We start from the raw sequence: 13,991 nt of genomic DNA, 5'->3' as shown, positions 1-13,991 counted from the left end.
TCTCAGCTTTCGGTATACACCATGGAACGCCTTTCTCTGCTGACCGCGCGTGGGAACTGTTGCAGGTAGGTCTTACACGCACCAAAGCAAAGGCCACAACCGTTGACCGGTTGCGGCCCTGTGTCAGTGATGCAGGATTACTTCTGCGCGGCGGCCGCGGCTTCGATCACAGCAGCCACTTCCCTGGGGTGCGTCACCATCGCAGCATGGCTCGCAGAGATCACGGTGAGCTTGGCGTTCATCGTCTTCGCCATCGCCTTCTCTTGGTCCGGGTTGATCATCATGTCCTGCGTGGAGGCAAGGTACCAGACGGGCTTGTCATGCCATGCTGCCTTCGTCGGCTTCGCTGCAAAGATGGAGCCTGCGGTTTGCGGCTGCACGGCCGTGAGTACATCCTTCTCGGCTTGCGTCGCGTCCTGCACAAAGGCCGTCTTATAGCCTTCGTCAGAGAGCTTCAGGAAGCCATCGGAGAGCGGCGCGAGCTTGCCCAGGCCAGGTGCCGGAGGAAACGGTTTGCTGATGTCCGTGATCGACTGACCGGCGTCCGGTGCAAAGGCGTTGATGTAGACGAGTCCCACCACCTTCGGATCGTTGCCAGCTTCGGTGATCAGCACGCCGCCGTAAGAGTGCCCGACGAGAATCACGGGGCCGTCCTGCACGGCGAGAATGCGCTTCGTTGCGGCGAGGTCATCCTCGAATGAGGTGAGCGGATTGCCCACAGCCGTAACGTGGTAGCCCTTGGCCTGTAGCAATGAGATGACCTTCGACCAGCTGGACGCGTCGGCAAAAGCGCCATGAACGAGAACGATGTTCTTGACCGCCGGTGTCTGTGCCATGGCAGGGAAGGCCGTGATGAAAAACCCTAGAACGAGAAGCGCTAGAAGATGCTTCGTGAAATGACGCATGGTGTTTCCTCCTCCCACGAACCATAGAGAAGACGCGCAGGAGAGTTCTTGTGCGATTTGATCCTGTTTGGCAAATCCCCCCGGCATGTAGCGCGCGCTGCTTTATGGCGAAGTGTGCGTTGCGGTGACCGCCTGAGCAGGTATTCACAAGACAGCATCGATGGCTCCAAGGATGATTCGCCTAGGACCAAGGGGGAGTCGTGAACGATCAAAGCCTGAGCCGACATGTTCTCATCGTCGCCGCGCGACTCTTCAGCTCTATGGGATACGTTGCTGTCACGGAATCGCGAATCTGTTCTGCGGCGAACATCTCGCGCGCTGTGTTTCGTGAGGCGTTCGGCACTCCTGAGCAGGTCGCGGAGCTCATCCTGCGTGAGCAGTTCGCGTTCCTTCGTGAATCGTTGCACACCGCGAAGTCGCCTGAGTTGATGCTGGGGTACGCGGTCTTCGTGGCGTCTTGTCCGTCGCACGGAAGCCCGACCGCGTTGGCGATTGTGTCGTCCTTCGGCGTTCGCGCACATGCGTTGCCTGCCTCGCTCAAGCAGGAACTGTCGCAGGGAATGGAAGCGTGGTCCACGCAGATCGCGGAGACGATCGCCGCGTGGGGACGTGAGTACCGTGATCGTGCGCCCAGAGCTGGGCGATGGATCGCCGCAGCTTTACTTGGCGTTGCGTTGTATTGCGATATGGAACGTGAGCCCGCGTCCAGCATCGAGATCGAGGCGCTCATGCTTGCGTTGATGGCACCCCGCTGAGACGGGCGGGGACTAGCCTGCGACTCTTCTCGAGGCTACGAGACTCGCCGTCGCGACTGAGCGCGGCGTCATCTCATTCCATTCCGGTTCAACGGTGTTCCCGCTGAACATCGTCACCGGCGCGTGGTTCTTCGCTTGCCGTAGCACACGTTGTTCCGTCCGCCACTTGCCCGGAGGCTTGCCCACGGATGACATGAAGGTGCGGCTGAACGCAGCCTGATCGGAGAAGCCTGTTCCGATCGCTATCTCCGCGAGCGAGAGCTTCTGTTCGAGCAGGAGTTCTTGCGCGCGTTCGATGCGCTTCTTCACCACGAACTGATGCACCGAACATCCGAAGGTCGTGCGGAAGCAACGGCAGAAGTAGCTGGACGAGAGACCACACTCTGCGGACAATCTTGCGAGTCGTAGATCGCCGTCGAGATCTGCTTCGAGGATCGCGAGCGCACGTCGCTTCTGCCACGGCGCGAGGCCACCCTTGGCGATCTGAAGCGAGGTGTCCATCGCGCCATAGGTCGCGACCAGGTGTCCGCAAATCATCTGTAGATAGTGGCGAATGAACAGCTCGGACGGCTTCGTCTCTGCGGTGAGGTAGTTGTCCAGCAGCCTCGCCAGATGCAGCATCACGGTGTCCGGCTTCCCGCCCGAGCTCCGCAACGAGTGGATCGGCGGAAGCTGTGCGTCGTCGAGATAAGCGTCGATCGATGCCTTCGAAATCTGCAGGACGAAGGTTTCGAAGTGCGTGTTGCGGTGGAAGCGAGGTTCGAGCTCGAGGTCGTAGCAACTCACTGCGCCTGTCTCGGAGTCGGGCGAGTGATGACTCACTCCCGCGATCCATGTTCGCCAGGAACTCGAAGGCGCGTCGCCGAGATGCACCTCGATGAGGTAGCTCTTCTCGCGCTGAATCGCCGGATAAAGCTGTGTCGGTGGCGATGGCTGCGAGACGCGCGCTGCCGCAAAGCAAGACTCCGCGAGGCCGTTGAATACGGCAGCACGCGTCCTGGCGCCGGCGAAGAGCCGCGCCACATCGATCCCAAAAGACTTCATCTGCGATTGCCTCATCACGACTCCTCAGGGGCGTCATCGCAAGAGTGCGGTGCTTCGTCTGGCGGGAACGCGTCTGAAAACGATGCTTTGAGGCTAGGGTTTGAGGGCTTGCCGAGTAAGGGTCGATGGACGCGAAATGAGTAGTCAATTCGAGGGGGGTGGCAGAGCAAACGGCCTCGATCGTTGAGATCGAGGCCGCCAGGTTGAACCGTTCGTGCGCGAGTTATGCCAGGCTGCTCTTCGCGGTGGCGAAGGCATAGTCGAGCCATGCGAGAACGTCCTTGATATCGCTCGTCTCCACGGTCGCACCACCCCAGACGCGAAGGCCCGCAGGAGCATCACGGTAGGACGCGATGTCGTACGCTGCGCCTTCCTTCTCGAGCAGGCTGGTCAGCGACTTCACAAACGCCGCCTGCTGCTTGGCGTCCAGCTTCACGAACTCTGCATCGACGATCTTCAGGCAGATCGAAGTCGAAGAAACCGTCTCCGGCTTCGATGCGAGGAACGCACCCCAAGTGCTCTGCTTCACCCACTCCGAAATGGCGGAGAGGTTCGCTTCCGTTCGTGCGATGAGCTGCGACAAGCCACCGATCGACTTCGCCCAGCGCAGACCGTCAAGCGCATCTTCCACCGCAAGCATCGACGGCGTGTTGATCGTCTCGCCGCTGAAGATACCTTCGATCAGCTCCGCGCCCTTAGCGAGGCGGAAGATCTTCGGCAGCGGGCGCGACGGCTTGTACGTCTTCAGGCGTTCGGCCGCGCGCGGGCTCAGCACGATCATGCCGTGCGCACCTTCGCCGCCCAACACCTTCTGCCATGACCACGTCGTCACATCCAGCAGTTCCCACGGCAGGTCCATCGCAAAGGCAGCCGAGGTCGCGTCGCAGAAGGTCAGGCCTTCGCGCGACTTCGAAATCCACTCGCCGTTCGGCACGCGCACGCCCGAGGTGGTGCCGTTCCAGGTGAAGACCACGTCGCGCTTGGCGTCATACTTGGCGAGGTCGGGCAGTTCACCGTACTCCGCCTCATATACGTTGATGTCTTCGAGCTTGAGCTGCTTGGTGATGTCGGTCACCCACTCCTTGCCGAAGCTTTCCCACGCAAACACGTCCACGCCGCGCTCGCCGAGCATCGACCACATGGCCATCTCGATCGCTCCGGTGTCAGAGCCGGGGACGATGCCGATGCGATAGTCCTCGGGGATGCCGAGGATCTCGCGCGAGAGCGTGATCACCTCTTCCAGCTTCTGCTTTCCGGGCTTCGAGCGGTGCGAACGACCGACAAGCGCGTCATCCAGCGCAGAAAGTGACCAACCGGGTCGCTTTGCACAAGGGCCTGAAGAGAAGTTCGGACTGGAGGGAAGTTTTGCGGGCCGTACGTTTTGCTCGTTCACTGCGAATCCTTCTGTGCGGTTTCTATTCCACGAAAAATGTAGCGCTACCTTCAAGGATAACCCTTGGGTCGGACCCTCCTGTTGCGGGACGGTACATCGAGCGACACATCCGCTGGTGGTCGAGCAGCTTCAGCAAGGTGCGAGCTACCAGCGATTCGAAGGAAAGGATTTGATCAAATACGAGGAAGCTCTGTAGGATCGTGCGGTGACCGCCAACACCCTCCCCCGAGCCGCTGAGGACCTTTCCGCCAACAGAACGCTGGCCGAACGGGCCATCGATCGCATCCGTTCGCTCATCCTGAACGGCGATGTGAAGCCCGGGGACCGGTTACGTCTCGAGGAACTCTCGCAGGCCCTGCAACTCAGCATGACGCCGATCCGCGAAGCGTTGCGCCGGCTGGAGCAGCTTGGTCTGGTGCAGAATGTCCCGCATAAGGGCGCGCGCGTTGTTCCGACATCGGTGGAAGAGCTGACCGATCTCTATGAGGCCAGACTTGCCGTGGAGCCGATCGCGGTCGCCAAGGCCGCGGCGAATTTTACCGAAGAGATGTATCAACAAGGCCTGCAACACCTGCAAAGGCTCCGGTCTGCCGAGGACGCTCACGACTATCCCGCAATGTGGCGCGCTCACACGGACTTTCACTTTCTGCTCTACCGCGCCAGCGGATCGGCCTGGCTGCTGCGGGCGATTGAGCCCATGTGGGAGCGCACCCAGTGCTATCGCACCGGCTACGAAGGCCTGATGCTGGGCCGCGATGTGGAGCACTACGAAATTCTCGAGGACTGTCGCAAGCGGGATGGCGCGACCGCGAAGAGGCGGATGCACAACCACTTGGCGCGCATCGGCAACCGCACCGCCCACGTCCTCGACGAAACCGTGCAGGATCCGTTGACCCTGGTGGAGATTTAGCGGGTTTGACAACCGTTGTTTTCGGGGCATAATCTTTGCCCGTTGAAGATTTGATCAAATATCAAAGAAGGTCGCATGTTCCAAAACCCCAAGTTCAAGTACGCCGCCACGGCCATTCTCACCTCGGCCATCAGCCTTCCCGTTCTCGCCCAGCAGACGCAGACCGTAGTGACTCCCCAGCAGGCGCAGACGCCGCCTCCGCAGCACGCAGCGGACAGCGCACTCGTGGAGAGCATGGGCGAAAAGGGCCTCGAGATTTCCTTTCCGCCGTTCAGTAACTCGGTGACCGGGGCGACGAACCCGGTGCGTGTGGCGATGGCCAGGCACGGCTTTGGCATCTTCGTGCCGGAGTCCAACAAGTTCCAGCAGAACGTGCTCGACGCGCCCGTGGCGCTCGCCGACCAGAAGTACAACGGCCAGCGCGCCACCTGGGCTGTGGGTGCGTACCCGGTGCTCACGTACAACATGCAGGCGTTCCACATCCGCGGCGGTCAGCTCATCATGGGGCCGGGCGTGCTGCGTACCAGCTGGTATCCCTCAGGTCCCGAGGCGACGCGCGCGCTGCAGTTGGCGTACTACCAAAGCTTGTTCAAGAACCGCATCGAAGTGAAGTTCGGCTGGCTGCAGAATGACCTTGAGTTCGAGGCCTTCGCCGTTGGCGGAACCTTTGCGACCGGCGCACTCGGCGTGTACGCCGTCATTCCGTACCAGGTGGGCCAGAACACGACGCCCTACGGAACGCCCGGCGTGAACACGACCGTCCATCTCACCAAGCACTTCTACGACAAGATCGGCTTCCAGCGCAGCGCCGACCCGAACGGTGGCGCTACCGAAGTGAAGCGCGATCAGACGGGCTTCCGCTTTGCGCCGCACGGTGATGGCCTGCTCACGATCAACGAGTTCGGCTATAAGAAGAACTCCAGCGCGACTGATAAGCAGACGTGGTTCCGCGCAGGGTATCTGACGAACACGACGGGTTTCAAGAACATCATCAGCAATAAGACCGAGACGGGGAACTGGGCGACGTATGCGCTGGTGGACCAGCAGTTCACGCACTCGACCGCAGGCACCGGCCGACAGGGTCTTTACGGTGGCGTGACGTTCATGTACGCGCCGCCGCGCTACGATTCATCGACACAGTATTACGAAGCGCGTCTCTACGACATCGGCCTCTTTCCGCATCGCCCGAATGATCTGAGCAGCGTGGTGCTTTCGCATACCAGCTTCAGCCCGGACTTCAACCGCGTAACGACGAACGCCAATGGAACGGCCTACTCTGGATCGAACTCAGTTGCTGCGACATACTCCGCGCGTCTGCGTCCTGGCATCACGTTCGCGCCGGGCTTCAGCTATACGGACCACCCGGCTCGCACACCGCGTCTGGGCGGAGCCTTCAATGTCGTTGGCTCGCTGATCTTCTTCTTCTAGCGCGTGAGGAATCTACCGATGCAAAGCCGCTTTCTCCTCGTAGGTTTGTTCCTTTTCCCGATGGCGTTTGCTCCTCTGGCACATGCTCAGCGCCAGCCGGAGCTTGGCGCGCGTGACGTGCCTGTGCTGCAGATCGCTGGGTTGAAGTTCAAGGACCTCGACCGCAACGGGAAGCTCGACCCCTACGAGGACTGGCGGCTTTCGCCGGAAGAGCGTGCGAAAGATCTCGTCGGTCGATTGAGTCTGGAAGAAGCCGCAGGTCTGATGGTGCACGGCACGCTGCCGAGCTTTGGCCCAATGGCCGTGCTCGGCGTGGGCAAGAACTACGATCTGGCGAAGGCGCAGCAGATGATGCAGCAGAAGCATGTGCGCACTTTCATCACGCGCCTCAGCGCGAAGCCTTCCGCCTTCGCGCATGAGAACAACGAAGTACAGGCGCTGGCCGAGAAAGAGCGATGGGGAATCCCGGTAACGATCTCTTCCGATCCGCGCCATCACTTCCAGCAGGTGATCGGTGCGAGCGTTTCGGACGCGACCTTCTCGCTCTGGCCGGAGCCGCTAGGCTTTGCCGCGATAGGTGACGCTGCGACGACGCGCCGCTTCGCCGATGTCGTTCGCCAGGAGTACATCGCCGTCGGCATCCGCGAGTCACTCGCTCCTCAGGCAGACCTGCTTACGGAGCCACGGTGGGCGCGCTCGAACGGCACCTTCGGTTCCGATCCGCAGGTCGTGAAGCAGATGGTGGAAGCCTACGTCGCTGGCGTTCAGAACGGCCCCAACGGACTGAACCCGGGCAGCGTTGCGGCGGTGGTGAAGCATTGGGTGGGCTACGGCGCAGCCAAGGACGGTTGGGACAGCCACAACTACTACGGGCGCTACGCGACCTTCCCGGCGAATAACTTCGCACAGCATCTTGTGCCGTTCACGGGAGCCTTCACCGCAAAAGTGGCATCCGTGATGCCGACGTACTCGATCCTGCAGGGCCTCAAGCTGCAAGGCAAACCTGTGGAGCAGGTCGGCGCTGGCTTCAATCGTCAACTCCTCACAGGCTTGCTGCGCGACACCTATCACTTCAAAGGCGTCATCCTGAGCGACTGGGCCGTCACGGATGATTGCTCCGAGCGTTGCCGAGAGGGCGCTCCGGCAGGGCAGAAGCCGACGCCTGCTGACATCGGCATGTCCTGGGGCGTCGGCGATCTGACGCATGAGCAGCGCTTCGTGAAGGCGATCAACGCTGGTGTGGACCAGTTGGGTGGCACCGAAGAGTCTGACCTGATCGTGGACGCGGTGCACAAGAAGCTGATCTCGCAAGAGCGTGTGAACGCCGCGGCGTTTGCGATCCTCGTGCAGAAGTTTCAGATGGGGCTCTTCGAGCAGCCGTATGTGGATGAAGCGAAGGCCAGCGTGATCGCTGGCAACGCGAAGTTCGTTGCTGAAGGCGAACAGGCGCAGGCCGCCGCAGCTGTCGTGCTGCAGAATAAAGCGGCGCACGGCAAGCAGACGTTGCCGCTTGCTGCCGCCACCAAGGTCTATCTGTATGGCATCAAGCCCGAAGCTGCGAAGGCCATCGGGCTAACGGTCGTGGATGACCCATCACAGGCAGAGGTTGCGATCGTGCGTGCTCCCGCGCCGTATCAGAGCGAACATACGCAATACTTCTTCGGCTCGCGTCAGCACGAAGGCCGACTGGCCTTCGCAACGAGCGACGAAGCATATGCCAAGCTGCTCAGCATCAGCGAGCGCACACCGACGATCTTTGTGACGACACTCGAGCGCCCGCTGATCCTGACAAATGTGCTGCCGCACGCAACTGCTGTCATCGGCGACTTCGGTATCGGCGACGCTCCGCTGCTGAAGCTGCTCACAGGACAGTTGCATCCGCAGGGGCATCTGCCGTTCAACCTGCCCAGCTCTCCGGAAGCCGTCGCGGCGCAGAAGAGTGACCTGCCGGACGATGATGCGAACCCGCTCTTCAAGCGTGGCTTTGGTCTGTCGTACTAGCGCAGCGTTCAGTGCCTACAAACAAACGCCCAGACCATCCATGGTCTGGGCGTTTGCTGCATCAAGCTAAGCCAGCAGGTCTTCGATTTTGATGGGTAGGTTGCGCACGCGCTTGCCCGTTGCATGATGTACCGCGTTCGCAATCGCTGCAGCGATACCGGCGAGGCCGATTTCGCCGACACCACGCGCGCCCAGGGCGTTCAGCTTGTAGTCGGGGTAATCGAGGAATGTAACGTCAATCTCCGGATGGTCTGCGTTCACCGCCACGATGTAATCTGCGAGGCTCGCGTTGATCGGAGCGCCGCTGCGTTGGTCGTACTCGGTCGCCTCGAGCATGGCCATGCCGACGCCCATCACCACCGCCCCTTCAATCTGGTTGCGCGCAGCCTTCGGATTCAGCATCCGACCGGCATCGATGACGGTGACGACACGACTTACACGCAGGCGCGCAATCTCAGGCTGCCACGTTACCTCCGCAAACTGCGCACCGTAGCTGTGAAACGAATACTTCGTTTGCGGATTGCCCAATGTGCCTTGAGCGCTGCCCTTACCGCTCACCGCATTCACCTTCGTCAGCTTCAGCAGATCGCCGAACGCGATCTGATGAGACGGATCAGCCTTCAGGCGCACCATGCCGTCGACGTATTCAAGGTCACCAGTGTTCTTGCCCATGAAAGGGGAGCCGGTCGCCTTCGTCGCAAGGCCCACGAGCGCCTGCACCGCCTTCTGCGCAGCTTGCAGCACTGCAGGAGTCATCGACGCGGTCGCCCACGATCCACCGCTCACGGGGCCAGGAGGGAGCGACGAGTCGCCGATCACGACATCGATCTTCTCCAGCGGCAACCCCGTCTCATGCGCAACCACCTGCCCCACGACGGTGTAGGTGCCCGTGCCGATATCCTGCGTGCCACAAGCCACCCGAGCCGTGCCGTCCTGCAACAGTTCCACCGCGGCTTCGGCTTCCATGCGCGCGGCGATCCACGTGCACGCGGCTACGCCCCAGCCCACGATGGTTCCATCCGCGTTCTTCATCGAGCCTACGGTCGGATTGCGCTTTGACCATCCGAATTTCTCCGCGCCAACGGTGAGGCACTCCTTCAAGTGGCGCGAAGAGAACTCCTGTCCGGAGCTCTCATCTTTGCTCGGCTCGTTCATCAAGCGGAGCGCGATTGGGTCGACCTTCAGCTTGAGCGCGAGTTCATCCATAGCGCTCTCCAGCGCGTACAGCCCAGGCACCGCGCCGGGTCCGCGCATCGATGTTGGCGTGCCAACGTTACGGCGCGCGAGCCCGCCCTTCACGAGCACGTTGGGGCAGGAGTAAAGGAAGCCCGTCGCTTCGCCGCAGCCTTCGTCATAGTCGTCGAGGATGCTGGTGTGGTTCACGTACTCCTGTTCGATCGACTGCAGCTTACCCGTGGAGTCGGCAGCGAGTTGGATACGTTGATCGATCGCCGGCCGATGGCCCACGCTCTGGAACATCATGCTGCGTGAGACCACCAGCTTCACCGGCCGCTGCAGATTGCGCGCACAAGAAGCCGCGAGCAGTGCATGAGGCCACGGCCACAGCTTGCCGCCAAAGCCCGAGCCCAGAAACTTCGTGATGACCTTCACATTCTCCGGCGGAACGCCGAGCATCGCAGCCATCACATCGCGATGATTCATCACGGCCTGCGAGGTCTCGTAGAGCGTGAACTTACCGTCCTCATACACGGCCACCGACGCATGAAGCTCAATGGGATTATGCGTCTCTGCAGGCGTGGAGTAGCTTGCATCGTGCTTCACCGCGCCTGTTGCGAACGCTGCGGCGGCATCTCCGCGCTTCGTGATGTTCTTCTTGCTGTTCGTCGCCACCGGCGTACCAAGCACGGGTTCGCTCGTGTCATGGGGCGTCTTGCTGTAGCTCACCTTCACAGCTTCAGCGGCGGCGCGTGCCTGCTCCATCGTCTGCGCTACGGCCACCGCAACATACTGGCCGTAGTAGCGCACCACGTTATCTTCCAGCGGCGGTCGCTTCTCGTCGATGATCATGCTGAAGCCCGCGGCCGGAGGTGTGCGGTAGAGCGTGCCGATATCCTCATGCGTATACACCGCCAGTACGCCCGGCATCTTACGAGCGGCGGAGCTGTCGATGCTCGTAATGTTGCCGCTCGCAATCGTAGCGGTAACGGGCCATGCGTAAGCCAGGTCCGGGAAGTGATAATCCGAAGCGTACATCGCGCTCCCGGTCGTCTTCAGCGGACCATCGATGCGCGGAGTCGGTTTGCCGATCACATTGCTTTCCGTGACCGGCTGAGACGCTTGCTGCTGCGGGTTCTGCGTCGCAAACATATCTTGTTCCTCGCTTAGGCGATTGCCTGGGTGAGAGCGTGAGTAAGGCAGCGCTTGGCAAGCTCTACCTTGAATCCGTTTTGTGACTGAGGGCGTGCACCATGCAGCGCGATCTCTGCGGCATGGCGGAAGTTCGCTGCGGTGGCCGCTTTCCCATGCAGGGCGTGTTCCGCTTCTCGGCTGCGCCAGGGCACCGCACCGACTCCGCCCAACGCTACGCGCACGAAGTCGATGTGGCCGTTGCTGGTCTTCAGGACTACGGCTGCGGACGCCAGCGCGAACTCGTACGACGCGCGATCGCGTAGCTTGAGGTACAGGCTCTTCGCGCCCGCAGGCAATGCAGGAATGCTGACATGCGTGATCAGATCGCCGGGCTCCAGCACCGTTTCACGATCAGGCGTGTTGCCAGGCAACGTATAAAACGAGGTGATCGGCACCGTACGCTCGCCCTTCGTGCCGCTGATGTGCACGGTAGCGTCGAGCGCCATCAGCGCGACGTTCTGGTCGGACGGATTGCTCGCGATGCACTTATCGCTCGTGCCGAGAATCGCCATCATGCGATTGTGGCCGCCGATCGCCGAGCATCCGCTGCCCGGCTGACGCTTGTTGCAGGCATACGCGGTGTCGCGATAGTAGACACAGCGAGTTTTCTGCAGCAGATTGCCTGCGGTCGTCGCCATGTTGCGCAGCTGCGTGGACGCGCCGCTCAGAATCGCCTGCGACAGCACCGGATAACGCTGCACAACATCGGCATGATTCGCCACGAAGGTGTTGCGCGTCAGCGCACCGAGCTTCAAGCCACCATCCGCCGTTGCTTCGATCTTGTCGAGCGGAAGGCCATTGATTTCCACGAGCTGTCGTGGCGTCTCCACGTTCAGCTTCATGTAGTCGACGAGGTTCGTACCCCCGGCAATGAAGCGCACCGGAGCGCCCTGCTGCGCGGTCGACGCCGCGGCCTGGGCCTTCACGGCATCGGGCACGCTGGCGGGAGTAATCAGTTCAAACGGCTGCATACGCGACTCCTCTTAGGCGATGTTGTTGCGACGGCAGGCCTGCACTGCGGCGACGATGTTCGGGTAAGCTCCACAGCGACAGATGTTGCCGCTCAGCGCTTCCTTCACGTCGTTGTCGTTCGGGCCCCACTTCTCGTGCATCATGGCGGTGGCAGACATGATCTGCCCCGATGTGCAATAGCCGCACTGATAGCCGTCGTGCTCCACAAACGAGGCCTGCATCGGATGCATCTTCTCCGGCGTGCCCAGTCCTTCGATCGTGGTGATCTCTTTGCCTTGTTGCATCGAAGCAAAGAGCAGACAGCTGTTGGCTCGTTCGCCGTTCACGTGGACCGTGCAGGCACCGCATTGGCCGTGGTCGCAGCCCTTTTTCGTGCCGGTAAGATGCAGCGTTTCACGCAGTGTGTCGAGCACCGTCGCGCGCGGATCCACCGCAATGCGATGCGTTTCGCCGTTGACGCGCAACGTGATGGGCATGGTGCCGGGGATCGGCGCCGACGGCGCATCGGTCCGCTTGGGCTCTGCTTCGACGGCGGCGTTCGCAAGCGGTGCAACCGTAAGCGTCGCGCCAGCTACGCCGGCCATGCCGGCCCGCGTGAGAAACGATCGTCGACTCAGCTTTTCCAGCGAAGTCATGGGCGTTCCGTTATCGTCGTCCTTCGGCATTTCGCACCTCCGATGTGTCGGTTTACTGCATTCGTTCTGACGAAATGATGCTCAGCGCCACACGCTGCGGACGCCAGTCTGCGTTCATTATCCACACTGCGTATGAACATCCTTGCAAGTCGTATAAGCTAACGAATCGAATGACATGATTTCGTATAAAACCCGCGATTTCACTAGCTCGGGACGCACACGCGTGTTCTTGCTTGGATGCGGTTTGTCGCTGAAAGAGCCTGCCGAAAATCTCATTTCGGTCATGCAGCGGATTCATGAAAGTGGAAGGCGCCGCGCTCGGAGCGCGACGCCTCGGTGATCACTCTGGCGACGGAGCTACTTCTTTCCATCAGGGGATGCGAACGGGTCCACCATCTGGATGGAGCCGTCGGCGTTGAAGTGCAACTCCGTCATCTTCACGTTACGCAGATGGTTCTTGTTGGAAAGCTGCGTGTCCGCGTAGAAAAGCCACCACTTGCCCTCCCACTCCACCACCGACTGATGCGTGGTCCAACCTTGCACCGGCAGCAGAAAGTGGCCCTTGTACGTGAACGGACCGAGCGGGCTTTTGCCCACAGCGTAGGCGAGGAAGTGTGTGTCGCCCGTCGAGTAGGTGAAGTAGTACAGCCCATTGCGTTTGAACATCCACGACGCTTCGAAGAAGCGGCGGTCGTGATCGCCACCCAGCAACGGCTTGCCGTTCTCATCCACGATTACCGCATCCTTCGCCGGTGCGGCCAGATGCTTCATGTCCGGCGCGAGCATCGCGACCTTGGGCATCAGTGCGGGCTTATCATCCTGCTTCAGATCGGTGGAGGAGCCGGCCGTGAACTTGCCGGTCGGCCAGTTTTCCAACTGCCCGCCCCAGATGCCGCCGAAGTAGATGTAGCTTTTGCCGTCGCCATCGGTGAAGACGGCGGGGTCGATGCTGTAGGTTCCTGCAATCGGCTCAGGCTCAGCCTTGAACGGCCCCATCGGATCGCTCGAGGTTGCAACGCCGATGCGGAAGACGCCCTGCTTATCGCGTGCTGGGAAGTAGAGGTAGTAGGTGCCGTTGCGATACGCCGCATCCGGCGCCCACATCTGCTTGGACGCCCACGGCACGTCCTTGACATCGAGCGCGACGGGGCCGATCACCGGCGGTTTGCCAGGTGCGTCCATCTGCAGCACGCGGTAGTCGTGCATCGCATACTCGCTGCCGAGGTCGTCGTCAGGAATGTCGGTCGGCACATCGTGGGAGGGGTAGATATACAGCTTGCCGTGAAAGACATGCGCGGAAGGGTCAGCCGTGTAGATGGACGTGACGAGCGGCTGCGAAAGAAACTGCCGATGCTCCATCTCCTGTGAATGGACCGCTTGTGTACCCAGAAAAATCAGCGCAGACACTACTGCTGCCGATGCAAAAGACTTCATCCCCATACCTCTCTGCAAAACGCTGCAACGATAGTACGTTCGTGCCCCTCACCACAGGCAAGTCGCATAGTACGTTTGCACCATACGCGGTCTGTCGTTGCCACCAAAAGCGGGCGGCGGATACGAGATCGTATCCGCCGCCGG

Annotated in this window: 11 protein-coding genes; 4 read left to right on the top strand and 7 right to left on the bottom strand. The window is 61.0% G+C overall.

The window, feature by feature from the left end:
- Window positions 1–137 precede the first annotated feature (137 nt).
- Window positions 138–905, bottom strand: a complete 768-nt coding sequence (locus OHL11_RS12340) for an alpha/beta hydrolase (RefSeq protein ID WP_263371804.1) — start codon at window positions 903–905, stop codon at window positions 138–140.
- A gap of 200 nt (window positions 906–1,105) precedes the next feature.
- Here OHL11_RS12340 and OHL11_RS12335 point away from each other — a divergent pair, with 200 nt between their 5' ends.
- Window positions 1,106–1,660: a TetR/AcrR family transcriptional regulator gene (locus OHL11_RS12335; protein WP_263371803.1), complete on the top strand. Its 555-nt coding sequence runs from the start codon at window positions 1,106–1,108 to the stop codon at window positions 1,658–1,660.
- Between the two features lie 12 nt (window positions 1,661–1,672).
- Here OHL11_RS12335 and OHL11_RS12330 read toward each other — a convergent pair whose 3' ends face one another.
- Both OHL11_RS12330 and OHL11_RS12325 read right to left on the bottom strand, forming a co-directional pair.
- Entirely contained in the window at window positions 1,673–2,704 is a 1,032-nt protein-coding gene (locus tag OHL11_RS12330; RefSeq protein WP_263371802.1) for a helix-turn-helix domain-containing protein, read from the bottom strand.
- Window positions 2,705–2,927: 223 nt separating this feature from the next.
- Window positions 2,928–4,097, bottom strand: a complete 1,170-nt coding sequence (locus OHL11_RS12325) for a phosphoserine transaminase (protein WP_263371801.1) — start codon at window positions 4,095–4,097, stop codon at window positions 2,928–2,930.
- A 205-nt stretch (window positions 4,098–4,302) separates the two neighbouring features.
- Between OHL11_RS12325 and OHL11_RS12320 the strand changes: the two genes are divergently transcribed.
- The 3 genes from OHL11_RS12320 (at window position 4,303) to OHL11_RS12310 (ending at window position 8,436) form a co-directional block, all read left to right on the top strand.
- Entirely contained in the window at window positions 4,303–5,007 is a 705-nt protein-coding gene (locus OHL11_RS12320) for a GntR family transcriptional regulator (RefSeq protein ID WP_263371800.1), read from the top strand.
- Between the two features lie 75 nt (window positions 5,008–5,082).
- Window positions 5,083–6,435 carry a carbohydrate porin gene (locus OHL11_RS12315; protein WP_263371799.1) on the top strand — a complete coding sequence of 451 codons (1,353 nt, stop codon included), beginning with the start codon at window positions 5,083–5,085 and terminating at the stop codon, window positions 6,433–6,435.
- Window positions 6,436–6,453: 18 nt separating this feature from the next.
- Window positions 6,454–8,436, top strand: coding sequence for a glycoside hydrolase family 3 protein (locus OHL11_RS12310; protein ID WP_263371798.1), 1,983 nt, complete (start codon window positions 6,454–6,456; stop codon window positions 8,434–8,436).
- Between the two features lie 66 nt (window positions 8,437–8,502).
- Here the strand turns inward: OHL11_RS12310 and OHL11_RS12305 are convergent, their stop codons facing one another.
- From OHL11_RS12305 to OHL11_RS12290, 4 genes are all read right to left on the bottom strand, one after another.
- Window positions 8,503–10,764 (bottom strand): xanthine dehydrogenase family protein molybdopterin-binding subunit, encoded by a 2,262-nt coding sequence (locus tag OHL11_RS12305; protein ID WP_263371797.1) that lies wholly within the window; start codon window positions 10,762–10,764, stop codon window positions 8,503–8,505.
- Between the two features lie 14 nt (window positions 10,765–10,778).
- Complete coding sequence (locus OHL11_RS12300) at window positions 10,779–11,777, bottom strand: FAD binding domain-containing protein (RefSeq protein ID WP_263371796.1); 999 nt, start codon at window positions 11,775–11,777, stop codon at window positions 10,779–10,781.
- A gap of 12 nt (window positions 11,778–11,789) precedes the next feature.
- Window positions 11,790–12,443, bottom strand: coding sequence for a (2Fe-2S)-binding protein (locus OHL11_RS12295; RefSeq protein ID WP_263371795.1), 654 nt, complete (start codon window positions 12,441–12,443; stop codon window positions 11,790–11,792).
- A 327-nt stretch (window positions 12,444–12,770) separates the two neighbouring features.
- On the bottom strand, window positions 12,771–13,847 hold the full coding sequence (locus OHL11_RS12290; protein WP_263371794.1) for a glycoside hydrolase family 43 protein: 1,077 nt from the start codon (window positions 13,845–13,847) through the stop codon (window positions 12,771–12,773).
- Window positions 13,848–13,991: the final 144 nt, after the last annotated feature.

It is taken from the genome of Granulicella cerasi (assembly GCF_025685575.1).
Taxonomy (GTDB): Bacteria; Acidobacteriota; Terriglobia; order Terriglobales; family Acidobacteriaceae; genus Granulicella; species Granulicella cerasi.
This window is presented reverse-complemented; position numbering and strand designations above follow the sequence as displayed.